At 59.1% G+C, this 13,957-nt stretch carries 13 protein-coding genes; 2 read left to right on the top strand and 11 right to left on the bottom strand.

Annotation, left to right across the window (positions count from 1 at the left end; genetic code table 11):
* Window positions 1–10: 10 nt before the first annotated feature.
* Both QTL94_RS08845 and QTL94_RS08840 read right to left on the bottom strand, forming a co-directional pair.
* The gene (locus QTL94_RS08845) at window positions 11–634 is read right to left on the bottom strand and encodes a hypothetical protein (protein ID WP_289801262.1); all 624 of its coding nucleotides are present in this window, start codon (window positions 632–634) and stop codon (window positions 11–13) included.
* Entirely contained in the window at window positions 631–810 is a 180-nt protein-coding gene (locus QTL94_RS08840; protein ID WP_065692665.1) for a hypothetical protein, read from the bottom strand. The genes QTL94_RS08845 and QTL94_RS08840 overlap by 4 nt, the downstream gene beginning before the upstream one ends.
* Window positions 811–1,181: 371 nt before the next feature.
* Here QTL94_RS08840 and traR point away from each other — a divergent pair, with 371 nt between their 5' ends.
* A complete protein-coding gene (traR, locus tag QTL94_RS08835; RefSeq protein ID WP_065692666.1) occupies window positions 1,182–1,886 on the top strand; it encodes an autoinducer-binding transcriptional regulator TraR in 705 nt (234 codons plus the stop codon).
* 5 nt (window positions 1,887–1,891) lie between these two features.
* On the opposite strand, the gene QTL94_RS08830 is transcribed toward traR, so the two are convergent.
* Window positions 1,892–2,191, bottom strand: a complete 300-nt coding sequence (locus QTL94_RS08830) for a transcriptional repressor TraM (RefSeq protein ID WP_065692667.1) — start codon at window positions 2,189–2,191, stop codon at window positions 1,892–1,894.
* A gap of 256 nt (window positions 2,192–2,447) precedes the next feature.
* Window positions 2,448–3,335: a LysR family transcriptional regulator gene (locus tag QTL94_RS08825; RefSeq protein WP_065692668.1), complete on the bottom strand. Its 888-nt coding sequence runs from the start codon at window positions 3,333–3,335 to the stop codon at window positions 2,448–2,450.
* 104 nt (window positions 3,336–3,439) lie between these two features.
* Between QTL94_RS08825 and QTL94_RS08820 the strand changes: the two genes are divergently transcribed.
* Window positions 3,440–3,703, top strand: coding sequence for a helix-turn-helix domain-containing protein (locus QTL94_RS08820; protein WP_083199530.1), 264 nt, complete (start codon window positions 3,440–3,442; stop codon window positions 3,701–3,703).
* Here QTL94_RS08820 and QTL94_RS28295 read toward each other — a convergent pair.
* The 7 genes from QTL94_RS28295 to QTL94_RS08790 form a co-directional block, all read right to left on the bottom strand.
* Window positions 3,674–4,069, bottom strand: a complete 396-nt coding sequence (locus QTL94_RS28295) for a DUF6678 family protein (protein ID WP_354666053.1) — start codon at window positions 4,067–4,069, stop codon at window positions 3,674–3,676. The two genes, QTL94_RS08820 and QTL94_RS28295, sit on opposite strands and share 30 nt — an antisense overlap.
* Window positions 4,070–4,965: 896 nt before the next feature.
* On the bottom strand, window positions 4,966–5,427 hold the full coding sequence (locus QTL94_RS08815) for a hypothetical protein (protein WP_141683992.1): 462 nt from the start codon (window positions 5,425–5,427) through the stop codon (window positions 4,966–4,968).
* Window positions 5,428–5,698: 271 nt separating this feature from the next.
* The gene (locus QTL94_RS08810) at window positions 5,699–9,085 is read right to left on the bottom strand and encodes an autotransporter domain-containing protein (protein WP_289801261.1); all 3,387 of its coding nucleotides are present in this window, start codon (window positions 9,083–9,085) and stop codon (window positions 5,699–5,701) included.
* Window positions 9,086–9,349: 264 nt separating this feature from the next.
* Complete coding sequence (locus tag QTL94_RS08805) at window positions 9,350–10,639, bottom strand: NtaA/DmoA family FMN-dependent monooxygenase (protein WP_065692672.1); 1,290 nt, start codon at window positions 10,637–10,639, stop codon at window positions 9,350–9,352.
* 22 nt (window positions 10,640–10,661) lie between these two features.
* Window positions 10,662–11,585, bottom strand: a complete 924-nt coding sequence (locus QTL94_RS08800; protein ID WP_065692673.1) for an LLM class oxidoreductase — start codon at window positions 11,583–11,585, stop codon at window positions 10,662–10,664.
* Between the two features lie 12 nt (window positions 11,586–11,597).
* Window positions 11,598–12,848 (bottom strand): acyl-CoA dehydrogenase family protein, encoded by a 1,251-nt coding sequence (locus QTL94_RS08795; protein WP_289801260.1) that lies wholly within the window; start codon window positions 12,846–12,848, stop codon window positions 11,598–11,600.
* Window positions 12,849–12,955: 107 nt separating this feature from the next.
* A complete protein-coding gene (locus tag QTL94_RS08790; RefSeq protein WP_289801259.1) occupies window positions 12,956–13,957 on the bottom strand; it encodes an ABC transporter permease in 1,002 nt (333 codons plus the stop codon).

Below are 13,957 nucleotides of genomic sequence, written 5' to 3'. Positions count from 1 at the left end.
TGGAAATGAGTTAACGCTGTGGCGAAACCGGAAAAGTCAGCGCCGGCGCGTCTCCCCGTGGAAGGAAAAAGCCTTTGATGCACGCGTCGTTGCGAACGGCGATCTGCGTATGGGTACGCTCGTGAAAGCGAGCGCCATAGTAGATTTCATCGCCTTCTGGAAAAAGCCCTCGAACCGTGTCGAATGCTGGAAGGGCGGCTTCCTTGGCGAGCTGGTGAACGTAGTTGATAACAGCGCAATCCAGCTTCCTAACCAGTTTGTCGGAATTCTTATCGCCTCTGGCATCGGAATTCACCGGCATTTTTCCGCCGGTGGCTTCGATCTGGCTTTTCAGCATGCGGTAGCTGGTCTGGATCAGGGGAACGTATTTGCGGGTAATGAGGTCCAGGCAATTGCCGAGATCGATAATTGCGCCAAGCACGAAGGGCTCTTTATAGGCGCCGGACTCAGCTTTCTGCGTCGCCCATTCTAGGGCACGCTCAGGATCATTTTCCCAAAAATAGATACCGGAGCCAAGCCAGTCATACGCCTTCTCGCTCGGAAGAAGGGGAGACGCGCCAGTTAATGCAGCGATCCCCACCGCCTTATCACAGCCGTGGTAGCCGAGCACGTATGCAGGGTAATTGGAACTCAAGCGGCAGCCGCTTCCTCAGCGTTGTCGTCGCGCGCATATTCTGGGGCGAGCTTGCCATCGGCAGACACAATGCCGGCGTCCATCAGATGACGGCGTGCATCGTCTGGAGACTTGGCGGCGTCTTCTGCCCGCTTTTCCATGAGCGCGATAAGCGCCTCCAGCTGGATGTCTGTCATCGTCGAGGCCCTCCTGAGCCAACTACTTGCCATTTATTACACGGATTCCCGCAAAAGCGCAAACTTGGACGGGGGCGCGGCGTTGAAATGTGCCTCCTGATTGCCACCGCAAAAGGGCCCACAGCAGGCGCTAAGTCGCCCGCTTGCGATCTAACCTCGGCGAGACAGAACCTCTCTACCCCACCACGTCTCGAACTCATTTGAGGCGGCCCAGCGTCGAAAAGTCGGCGAGTAGACTGCTCAGGGCCAGTCACCTCTCAGTTCGACAATCCGTCGGCTAGCAAAATGCTCGCGTTAATAGGCATATGTTGTAAGATGCAAGTTAAAATACCCCGCTTGCACACGGGCGCCACCAGAAAAGGAACCTCACCTTGTCTCATTGGCTTGATAGCTTACTCGATATCACCGTCATCGCTCGCGACCAAAAGACACTCAAGTCCGCACTTTCTGATCTGGCCGAACGCTTCGAATTTTCGGGCTACGCCTACATCGATCTCCGTTTCGGTCGGACCTTTGCTATTTCGAACTATCATCCCGAGTGGCAGGATCACTATTTCAAGAGCGATCTAAAATCGGTGGACCCGGTCATCCGGCGGGCAAAGAAGTTGCGCCGTACTTTCTCATGGTCAGCAGAAGCCGATATGGGATCCATGTCCAAGAGCGAGTTGGCTTTCTTCGCCGATGCCACCGACTTTGATATCAGATCGGGAATAACCGTTCCGATCACGCTCCCGAACCGGGGGGCTGCTATGCTCACTTTCGCCTCAAGGAAGCCGCAGCTGGCAGTGGATCACGAGGTTGATGCAATAATGGCGGCTTCTACCGTCGCGCAGATCCATGCCCGCATTGAAGCGCTGCAAGCAACTCCCTCGGTCGAGGAACCGTTTTATCTCAGCCCGAAGGAAGTGATTTTCGCGCGTTGGCTCGAACTCGGGAAAACGGTCCAGGATGTCGCCGATGTCGAACAGGTGAAATACAATACGGTCCGCAAGACAATGGAGGAGCTGAGGGGCCGATACGATCTGTGCAACAACACGCAGCTGGTGGCTTTGGCTATCAGACGTGGTTTGATTTGATCCGGTCAGACTTTTGGGGTCCTGCCGAGAATATCCAAAAGCGTGGTTAGCGCCGACATTTGCGAATGCATCTCGATTGCTGCGTCAAGATATTCAACATGGTCAAGTCCGGTTGGCTCGTTGCCTGCCTTGATATCGGGAGGGAGCTTATGAAACAGCGTATCGGCTTTGCTCACCAGATCGCGGTGTCTTTTGATCGCTGTCACCGTCAGCTGTTCAACCACGTCTTCCGGCACACCCTTTAGGAGCCCGGCAACCGGTCTCAAAGTCAAATCGCGTAGATCAGTATGGTCGGTCTTGATCATTTTATCTCCCGTGCATTTCGCGCGATACGCTCTCACCTTCCATAAATAAGCAAAGGCCGCGCTGTTCGGTCGACGTGGTGAATATGGCGCCGGCGCGAACGGGTGATTGCCGTCATTCGAATACTGCGACCATATACACTTGTCGTTGTTGTAGCTTTATGGCCATAGATATCGGCACATTTCCTAATGCAGATTTGCACCAACTCATTACGCCCACTGACCTGAATGTCAGTCGCGCTCCCCTCTCGAGGTCGCTTCACCCCTTCCGCACCAGCGACTTGGCGATCTCCAGGATATCATCACGCGACGCCGTTGGATCCTCCTTCGACCAGGCAATTCCAAGCCCGATCTTGAAGTCGATCCCCCTCACCTTCTTCAGGACGAAGGTGCGATTGGGGATACCCATCGTCCATTCTGGTGCAAAGCCGATGCCGAGCCCGGCAGAAACGAGGGAGACCAGCGAATAGGTGTCATCGCAGCTGTAGGCAACGTTCTTCGTCAGGTCGTATTCCTCGAATTTCTCATTGAAGTACCGCTCGGTGAAGGAGAGGTTCTGCCGGTCGAAGGCAATGATCTTCTGATCACGCAAATCTTCGACTGAGATCTCGTTGAGCGCGGCCAGGGGATTGCTCTCGGCAACTGCGAGAAGATAGCGCTCATGCGCAATGGAGAAGAAGCGCAGTGAGCCGATGTTCTCAACAGGCCTGATGAAGCCCAGGTTCAGCTGTCCGGTCTCCAACCCGCGGATGATGTCTCCTGTATTGCCGGAGGCGATGTGTATGCGGACATCGGGAAACTTGCGGGCGATCTTGCCGAGGAACAAAGGCAGCATGCCCATGGTGGCTGGATAGACGGTACCGATCTTGATCTGACGGATGCGGCTGCCGCCGGCGGCTCGGGTCAGTTCGGTCGTGAGCTCCATCTCGCTGAGGATGCGGACAGCCCGATCATAAAACGTCTCCCCTGCCCTCGTCAGCTCCACGCGGCGAGTGGAGCGGATGAACAACGGGCAACCAAGCTCTTTTTCCAACGCCATGACATGATTGCTCAAGGCTGGCTGTGCAATGTTCATCTTGATCGCAGCCCGACCGAAGTGAAGCTCCTCGGCGACGGCTCTGAAAAGGGATAGTTGGCGCAGTTCCACTGATACCGCCTATTTTGGTCTTGACGGACCCCAAGAGTACCAAAAACAATATATGTCGGATATATCCGATGGATATATGCAATGCAAGATGGTGCCCATCAATAATGGACACGCGAGCTCGCATAGCCTGGAATCTTCGACGAGTTCGCTCTTCGCGAGGCGTCACGCAAGAGAACTTGGCGGTCGATGCGACTGTTGATCGAACAGTTATCAGTGATCTTGAGCGGGGAAAGCATAACGCTTCAATTGACCTTCTTGATCGTCTCGCGAGAGCACTTCAAGTTGATGTTGGGGACCTTTTGTCAATACCCGATCAGGATCAATCAAAGCCTGAACCATTAAAGCCGGGTCGAAAATCTCACAGGTAAGCTTGCATGTCCTACCGGTGACGCTGTGAATGAGTTCCTCTCAGCCGTGCGAGATTGCGTGGCTGAGAACGGACTGTTGCATTCCAGACCAATGATACTACTCGCTGAGGGGGATGACGGCCTGTGTGGGAATGTGAGCGTGGCCACCATCCCCATGGACGCCTCTGGCGTCCTGGCCCAGTCGCCATAATACGAGGGAGCGGCCTCAAGTTCCTCGAAATCGGCACTGCCTGAAAGGACGAATCTCGCCTGATAAGGTGGCGGGAACGGTAGCTCATCAGACACCGCGGTAGGGAGTTCTCGCCATTTGGTATCGTCCACATGCGATGCGGAGCGGTGGAGGCGTAGGCGTCGCGCCGATGTCACGCGACAGAGCCGACTAGACGGACATAATTGTTGCCATGCTAAATTTGCTCTTCAACTTTCTCCGCAGTTTCTGGGGCCTCGATCAGCTACAACATTGGCGACGATGCTACACATCGGCCCCCGTAAAGACGATTGATGGCACGTGGACACCGAAGAGCGGCAAGACGTGGCGACGACTAAGCTCCGAAGGCAAGTGGGAATATCGCCACGAAGCCTGACTTGTCGAAGGCAGCTTGATGTGGCTGTTGGTGAAAGATTGTCATCTACCTATGGCTGCTGCCGGCCCAAGGCGGGAATATGAGAACGTCGACTATCGCCCGAAGCGGACTTGTGGCCCCGCTTGCCACGAGTATAGTTCGATCATGCCCACGCTATCATCCCTGTGTATCAGTTCCGAAGCGAAGGTTTCTCCCGGTCGCCTAATACCGTTGTGGCTGTAGCGCCAATGGAGGCGGTTATCTCAGTCTACGGCCCCGGCGGCCCTGGGGAAGGCGGACTTTCGGATGCGTTCGGTGGTGCAGCTATATACAAGAACGATGAAACTGGGATGTGCTTCTTTGGTATCTGGGGCGCGCGCAACGCCGCGAAATTCAGGGCCGACTTAGAGACAAAACTCAACATCGAAGTGGTCAAGGAGGCGCCGCCAGCGAGGCTCAGCCGTTGGGCTAGATTGGGGACCGGCACAAGGCATTGCTTTTTGCGCGTGCAGGATCCGACAGCGGGCGCCTCACTCGCTTTCCCGTGCATTGAAAGAAGGCGCTAATTTCTTTGTAGTTACGTCGGCTCCGCTTGGACATCGAACCAAGCAACTTTTCGGGTTCTGCTCGAGAATGCCGCTTGAGCTTTAGGACCCGCTTGCTACCCATTGAAGGCCGTCGCCTTGCGATCTTCTGGCGCTATTCTCGGTCTGAAGAATCGCATGCACGCAGCAAGACTGCCAAGATTAATCCGGCGAAAACCAGATTTGCCAATAGCGCGGAAAACGCACCAATGACGACATCGCCTAGAAGCGTAATGATACTATGAGAGCCCGTCAGAACGACAGCAATACTGATAAAGAATGCGCCGACACAAAAAAAGGCAAAAGTCCTGAAGTTTCCGTTGAGTAGAAATGTAGCCGCGATTGCGACCGAACTCGCAACAGGAACCACTGACGCTGCAAGGAGTGTGATCGATACCGAAATCAAGGCCGTCAGTGGGACATAAGGGCCGTAGTCTCTGCTCGTCCCCAACCACCAAAGGATCAAAGCCGCGCCGACGAAAACTCCCATTGCTGCTGAAGGAGTCAATGTCGCGATCCGGTCGAAATTGGCGGTATAATCCGTAACAGAACCTGCCCAAGTCGCTACAGCATACATAACGGTCCCAACTCCTTCATCTGTGGGACACTTGCAGTCAGAATCTGACACCAGCCTGAAGATCCCTCGGAAGCCCAGTTCGCTTCGTAGATTTGAAGAGCGGTCCGCCTTTATCTCGTGGTACTGTGCCGAGCGCTCAGCCATGCAGTATGCGGAGTGCGCCTCGCGGTTCACTCCGGCTATGTGGACGAAACCCGGGCACGTCGTTATCAAGCCTCAATCTGCATGACATGCGGGGCTTGCGGCGAAATCCCTTGCATGGAAAGCTTCCCTAGAAGCGCGTCACCAGGTTCAGTTGCGCCGCGCTGGAGCGGAGGCCACTGCCAAACTCGCCGGAATAGCTCAGCGTCAGGCGAGCTGACTTCGAGATTTTTGCGGAAACGCCAAGCTGCGCCACTAGGGAATCTCCTGGAATCTCGACACCTTCGATGATGAAAGGCGAGCCGCCCGCAAAGGCCAGGCTGGAATAGGGTGTCGCGTCACCTGCGACATGCCGCCAACCCAGCATGCCTGAGACCATGACCGGCACGTCGTTTTCCGACCAGTCGGTAGACCAGCGCAGCCCAATCGTGGAGGCGGCGATCGCGTCGTTGCTCCCTGCCGCCGACAGAGCTGCATCTCCGCCACCTTCCTGGAACGCGTCGGTCTTGAGGTTGACGTAGGCGAGATTGGCGAATGGCTGGAACCTGACGGCATCCCACTCGTGCATCCAAGAGAGATCCGCGAAAACCTGACTGGTGGCGCTCGCGTAGTTCGCGCTCAGCCGATCGGAAAACCTACCAAACGAGATGTCACGCCGGGTTGATGCTTCGTTATGCGAGTAGATAGCGCCGCCAACGAGGGTCACCGGCCCCAAGTCGCCGGTGGCGTAGAGACCGGCGTGATAGGAATTTGTGCTCGCCTGATCGAATGAGTTCTCGCTGTAACCCGCGATCGCGCCGAGCCGCCATTGATCGGAGATCGGAGCGTCTGCTCCAAACACAACACCGGCGAGACTTGTATCGATCCCGGCTGCATTTCCATTGCTCGACCACCGGTTGGAGGACAGATAGCCTGATGTCCAGAACGTCGCCTCGTCGTTTCGCCTATCGGTGTCGAAGGCGATTTCGTCGAGGATTGCCTCGCGCGTAAAGCGGCTCTCCCACAGAAGCGCGCTCTTGAGCGAGGCGTGAACCTCGCCACTCAACTGTGAGAAGGCTTCGTTCGCCGTGGTGGCATTCAGCGACAAGACTGCGTCGTATACCGCGTTTCCCGAACCCAATGCTTCGACCGCCGCAGCCGTTGCCCTGGCATTTGCCGTATCGGCGACATCGGCGAATTGGACACTGTTGCGATCGAGCTGCATGTCGATTTCCGTGGCGTCGTAGATCAACGTCGGCGACAGGAAGGCAAAGTCGCTGGAAACCGTGTCGAAGGTGCCGGTGATGCTGCCGGCAGTCAGGATCGTATAGCTGGTCGTCGTATTGTAGTTGCCGCCGGCTGCTGTGATATTCAGCGTGCCGCCCAAGATGGAAACGGTTCCCGTTGCAGCGACGCTGTCGGAATGGCCGTTGGCGTCGATGTCCACCTGATAGGTTGAGCCGGCAGCGAACGTCACGTCACCGTTGACACCGAACGTTGCGATGCCCGGCCCCGGTGCCAATATGCCGCCGGCGTTCACGACGAGGCCGCCGACGACACCGCTACCCGACAGGAGCCCGCCATCATCGACGGCGACCGTTCCTGCAATGGTTCCATCGTTGATCAGCGAGCCACCCGAAACCGTTGCCGTTCCAGCGATCGTGCCGGTGTTGGAAAATGTGCCGCCAACGTTATCGAGGGTCGCGACGGTTCCGTCGTTTGTAGCTGTTCCAGCATTTGTCACTGCACCTGCCACTGTGCCGCTGTTGTTGACGAAGGTGCCCGCGCTACCGACCTCGACATCAGCCAATGTCGCATTGTTGACGACATTGCCTCCGGTCACGGTTGTCGTCCCCGTCACCGAGCCGCCAGCGTTGTTGGTGAACGTACCGGCGTCGTTCTCGATGGAGGCGATCGTGCCCGCGTTTATGACGGTGCCGGAATTGCTCACGTTCCCGGCAGTGGCACCGCTGTTGTTGACGAATGTCGCGACTGCGGCGACATCGGCGTCGGTGATGACGAAGTTGTTGGTGACCGTTCCGCCCAAGACAGTCGTGGTTCCCGTCACTGTCCCACCGGCATTGTTGGTGAAAGTACCGGCCGTGTTGGTCAGGCTGGCGACCGTCCCCGCATTGGATGAAGTGCCGGCGTTGGTCACGGCGCCGGCCGAGGCGCCACTCGTGTTCGTGAATGTACCAGCGGTACTGACATTGACGTCGCTCACGGTGGCGTTGTTTGTGACGCTGCCGCCATTGATATTGGTGCTGCCGGTGACGATGCCGCCTGCGTTGTTGGTGAACGTTCCAGCGTCGTTCTGAACGGAGGCGATCGTGCCTGCGTTCGTGACAGTGCCGGAATTCCTGATGGCACCGGCCGTGGCGCCGCTGTTGTTGACGAAGGTCGCGACTGCCGCGACATCGGCGTCGGTAATGACGAAGTTGTTGGTGACGGTTCCGTCCGAGACCGTCGTCGTTCCCGTTACCGTCCCACCGGCATTGTTAGTGAAGGTGCCTGCCGTGTTGGTCAGGCTGGCGATCGTCCCTGCATTAGATGCCGTGCCAGCATTGGTCACGGCACCGGCGGTGGCGCCGCTGGTGTTCGTGAACGTCCCGGCTGCGCCGACGTTGACGTCGTTCAGGGTGGCGTTGTTCGTCACGCTGCCGCCACTGACGTTGGTGCTGCCGGTGACGATGCCGCCTGCATTGTTGGTGAACGTTCCGCCGTCGTTCTGGACGGAGGCGATCGTGCCTGCGTTCGTGACCGTGCCGGAATTCCCGATCGCGCCAGCAGTTGCACCATTGTTGTTCACGAATGTCGCGACTGCCGCTACATCCGCGTCGGTAATGACGAAGTTGTTGGTGACGGTTCCACCCGAAACGGTCGTCCTTCCCGTTACCGTGCCGCCAGTGTTGTTGGTAAAGGTGCCTGCCGTGTTGATGAGGCTGCCGATCGTTCCGGAATTGGATGTGGTGCCGGCGTTGGTGACCGTGTCAACTGTCGCGCCACTGTTGTTGACGAAGGTGCCGCCCGTGGACACATCCACCGCGTCGGTGGAGCCATTGTTGGAGAGCGCGGTGCCGGCTCCCACTTCGGCGCTGCCGAGGGTGCCGTTAACGGTGACATTACCATTGTTGAGCTCCAGCCGGCCATTGAGGTCACCGTCAACGGAGAGGCTGCCGCCGTCGAGGCTGACATCCGAGTTCGCCACCCCGCCTGCATTGATGCTGAGACTGCCCGAACTGATGGTGGTGCCCGACGTCGTGTTCAACGTGCCGGTGTTCGTGACGGTGACGTTTCCACCGTCCACATCCAGACTGCCGACTGTCGCATCGGTTGTAACCTGTGGAGACCCCATATCGACGCTCGCCGCATCGCCTGCCCCGGGTGCTGCAGGAGTCCAGTTCGATGAATTGCTGAACTCGTTGTCTGTGCTGCCGGTCCAGGCCGATTGGGCGAAGCCATGCACAGGCATAACGGCGGCCGTCAATGCCGTGAACAAGCCGAGGCGGCGGGAAAATGCCGGGAGCAGTGGTTTCATATGGATCGACCGACGCTAACAGGCACCGCCATACATCGGCGGGACGGTTAACGATTCCTATCCAAGCCTGGTTAACAAATTATTACTCGTACACATAGAAGATATCGTCGGGGCAGCTCGTTAGTTGTCTTGATGGGTTCGGGGAGTTCGTATCGGTCCAAGACCGAGGCACGCCGGAGCCGATATCGAAGCGGCCGCGATTGGTTGCGCGGCAACGCTCGTCCAGGAGCGTATGCCGCCTTCGATTGGATACCGTCCGCTCTTCTAGAACGGCGGCGTCTGTGATGCCGCGCGGAAGTGCTCGCGCAAGGTCTCGGTCTCGTATTCGTGGCGATAGAGACCGCGCTTGCGCAAGATCGGCACGAGTTCGTCGACTATCACCGCCAATCCGTCAATCAGGCGATCCGGCTGCAGGTTGAAGCCATCTATGGCGCCGGCGTGGAACCAATCCTCGATGTGATCGGCAAGCTGTTCCGGCGTTCCGACAAATCCGGCGTGGCCTGAGCCGGTGTAGCGCGTCTGCTTCAGGTAGTCGCGCACGGTGGGATTGGTCTTGCGGATCTGTGTGATGATCGATTCCCGAAAGCCGATGCTCCCCAGAAAGGTCTTGGGGTCCTTGATGGGGCCGAGCACGTCCTCGGGGAAAGGCTCGTCGAGCTCGAGCTTCGAGGCGTCATAGCCGATCGCCTGTGAGAGCCAGCCGATCGAATAGGATGGCGGGCCGGCGTCATGGATTTCATCGCTGCGGCGGCGCGCCTCCTCCTCGGTGCTGCCCAGGCTCAGCAACAGGCCAGGAAGGATCTTGATATCGTCAGGTGAGCGGCCATTGCTCTGTGCGAAACCTTTGACCAGGCGGTAGTGCTCGATGGCCTGGTTCTTGGTGAGTTCAGCAGCGAACACGCCTTCGGCCACGCGCCCCGCCAAAGCGCGACCTTGCGGCGAACCACCTGCCTGAAAAATGATGGGATGGCCTTGCCTGGATGGCGGCACGCGCAAGCGACCGTCGATGTCGAAGAACTCGCCGTGATGATGCACGTCGCGGTTCGTGGCAGCAGAGTCCCACAGCGCCCGCACGACGTCCACGAACTCGCTGGCCCGTTCATAGCGGTCGTCGCGAAACGGAATATCCGGCATGCCGAAATTGCGTGCCGCAGATACCCCGCGGGTGGTGACGACATTCCACGCCGCGCGCCCGCCCGTCTGGTGGTCCCATGAGAGAAAGCGCTCGGCAAGTTCGAAGGGATCGTTGAACGTCGACGAGGCAGTGGCAACCAGGCCGACCCGTGAAGTCGCTGCGGCTACCTGGCCCCAGTTCACACTGGGTTCAAGCCGGATCGGATTGGCGTCATAAGCCGGATCGTTCAACAGCGGTCCGTCGGCGAGGAAGAGCGCGTCGAGTGTGCCGCGTTCCGCGGTCCTGCCGATGTTCGCCCAGTAGTCTGGGTCAATGAAGGCGTTTTTCTCCAGCAGCGGCGTCTTCCAGGCTGCGGGTAGATAGCCCAACACCAGAACGTTGATCCCGAGGAGTACGTGGCCAGATCGTTTGTTTGTCATGCGAGATGTCTCCGTCGCCGTCCTATAGAGAGACGTGCGGTTGCGGCACAGGAAAAGCGGCGCGTGCGGTGGACGGCAGCGGCGTGGGTGCCGGCAGGGCGAGTGCGGCGCGCAGAGGCACGCCGAGCGGCCTTGAGGCGAAGCCGTCGGCGAGCCACTGCTCGGCAGTGTCGAGAAGGGCGGCTACCGATTGCTCAAGGCCTGCGCGCAACACCACACCAGTAAACGAACCGGCCGGCGGCGCATCGCCCAGCGCTACCACTGGGACGGAACCAGCGGGACCGAGGACAAGATCGATCGGATCGTCATCACCTGCCGGCGGGTTGTCCGCCACGCTTGAGGCGTACCAGGCAATCACGGACGCGCCTGTCGCCGGCTCGGGGGTGTTCAATGGCCCGGCAATCGAGAAGCTGTTGTCGATATCGACATGCACGATGCGGTTTGACTGCACCAGAATGCCGGTCTCGCGGTTGCCGATAATCGTGTCGTGTGGCCAACTCTGCTCGAGCGCCCGTACCGCGCGGGCTGCATCGTAAGCGGTCTGGGCATTGAGCGCCGCGCCGCCGCCAAGACCCGCTCCACCCCAGGCAGGGGCATCCCTTGGACCTTCGGGGGCATAGGCGTCCCGCACCCCGATCAGTAAGCCGCTGCGGCCATGAGACAGGTGGGCAAGCGAGGCGACCCGGCGTGCCAGGTTGTACGGGTGGTCACGTTGCGGCGTTGCCGTGATGAGGAAGCGGCCGTGCTTCGTGACGCCGGCCAAGGTGGCGCCGACGGCACTGCTGGTGAGCGTGGCCGATGCCGGTGGGCTTCCGTCGATGCGGTCGATTCCCAAAACACTGAAAGCAACGGGCAATGCATCCCACCGGGACAGCAGCTCGCGACTTGCCGTGAGTTCCACCAGGTGCGGTCCGGCAAGACCAAGCGCAAGATACGGTTGAGCCATGGTGCAGCCTCCTCAGTTGCCCTGCCCGCCGCGACCGAGCCGACCGATGCTAGAGACCGGCGACTTGTCGTTGACTAGGTAGTCGCCGAGAATGCGTGCCTTGTAGGCAACGGGGTTGTGGGACGCCAGCGTACGCGCGTTGCGCCAATGGCGATCGAGTGCCGTTTCCTCGGAGGTCGCCGATGCGCCAAGGGCGCCGAAGACGTGTGTGGCTGCGAAAAGGACGCCATCGATGATTGCCAGTTGCGCCTGCGAAACAGCCACCTCCCCCGCCAGGGCGCGCTTGTCACGCAAGGCAATGTCACCGGCCGCGTGAGCGCCGGCGATCAGGTCAAGCGAGTGTGCCGCTCGACGCAACGCGGCCTCGGTCGAGAATACCCGTACCGACACCTCGCCGATGACCTGCAGCAATTGCGGATCGAGAGCGGGAACCGGATCGAGACCTTGCGGGTAGTTTCGCCCGCGCGACTTGAGCGCGGCGATACCGTCGCGCAGAATTGCGCGCGTAATGCCGGTCAGCACGGCCAGCAGAGCCGTCTGGTAGAAGTGCCCCTGATAAACCACTCGCTCGCTCGCCGGGAAAACATCCCCTTCGTGCGCGATGGCCTCCTGATAGGTCGCGCTACCGCTGGCCGTGGTGCGCTGGCCAAAACCTGGCCAGTCGTCCGTCAGCGCGACGCCCGCTTGGTGACGGTTGACCAAGGTGGTGATGAGCGAGCCGCTCTCGTCCTTGCCGATGACGTCGAGCCAGTCGGCATAGAGGCTGCCGGTGGCATAGAATTTCGCACCGGTGACCTTGTAGTGATCAGCTTCGCGCGTCACGGTCGTCTTTATGGTGGCGTAGGTTCCGTTGTTGGCTTCCGTCCAGCCGCCGCCGACGAATTCTCGATCACGGAAACGCTGGAACCAGCGGTCGTTGGTTGGCGAGGGTTTCGCGTTCAGGCGATCTTCGATGAACGCGAGATGATTTCGCCAGATGTGGGCGACGTTCGCGTCAGCTTCGGCCAGCAAGGCCAGCAGGTAGTAGGTTTGCTCAAGTGAGGCACCCCACCCGCCAAATTCCTCGGGGATGCGCACGAGAGCAAAATCGGCGTCCTTGAGCCACTGAACCTGCTCGAAGGGAAAGGTGCGATTGCGCTCGCGCTCGACATTGTCCGCGGCGATGCGATCGAAGACCGGCTGGAAGCGCGCAACAAGGGCGTCTTCTTCTGCGGTGGCGGGGCGCAGATAGGTCAGTGAAGCGGGGGCATCCACTACTGTCATGTTTGTTCTCCTTCTTAGTGGCGTGCGTCATGAGTTGTGATGGGGTGTTGTCCGGATCGGCGGCGCGTTCCGGCCTTGGTGTCTGGTTGAACGAGGTGCTCCAGCCTCTAGCGAGATGAGCTGGATTGGCTGGGATCGCGCCATTGTGCGAGGAGGTCGACGACCAAGGTACAGACGACGAAGACCGAGGCCGCGAAGATCGTCGTTCCGATCACGAGCGGGAAATCACCATCCAGGGCGGCGGTAATTGCCATCCGCCCGACGCCGTCCAGCCCGAAGATCGTCTCGGTCACGATCGCGCCGCCCATGATAACGGCGAGCTCGAGCCCCCCCAGCGTGATGATGGGATTGAGAGCCGACTTCAGTGCGTGCGAGAGATAGATCCTGGTCTCCGTCAGTCCCTTGGCGCGCGCCGTTCGAATGTAATCCTGACTCAGCATGTCGAGCATCCCTGCCCTGACGATCCGTTGAAAGATGCCGATCTCGGCGATCGCCAGCGTCGCCCATGGCAGAGCGAGATGTCTCGCCCATTCAAGCGGGTCTTCCGACAGCGGGACGTAGCCACTGCTTGGGAACCAGGCGAAGCCGTGGTTCGTGAGCTGAAAGAAGAAGAAATAGGATATCAGGATGCCGCTCAGAAAAGTTGGCACCGACAAGCCGACATAGGCGAAGAACGCCAGCAAGTGATCGATGAGGCGGCCTTGCCATCGCGCCGCAACGACGCCGGAGATAATCGAGAGGACCATCCAGATGACCAGCGCGCCAAGCGCCAGCGAAATCGTCACAGGAGCCTTGGAGAGGATAAGGTCGGTGACCGGCGCCTGCTTTCTGAAGGAGTAGCCAAGCGCCGGTGGCCAATGCAGCAGACCCATCGGCGCGCCTTGAATATTGGGGCCACGGAAAAGGTAATACCAGAGCTGATCGTACCAGGGCTCGTTGAGACGCAACGCCCGAGCCACGCCATCGATCGTTTCCTGTGTGGCATTGCGGGGCGCGAGCATTGCCGCCGGGTTACGGTAGGCAACCCTCGTGATGAAGAATGACAGAACCAGCACGATGAGAAGGGTCGACGCCGACCGGAAAAGGGTTGAGACGATATTCTTTGTCAT

The organism is Rhizobium sp. S96, from assembly GCF_030382195.1.
Lineage (GTDB): Bacteria > Pseudomonadota > Alphaproteobacteria > Rhizobiales > Rhizobiaceae > Rhizobium.
This window is presented reverse-complemented; position numbering and strand designations above follow the sequence as displayed.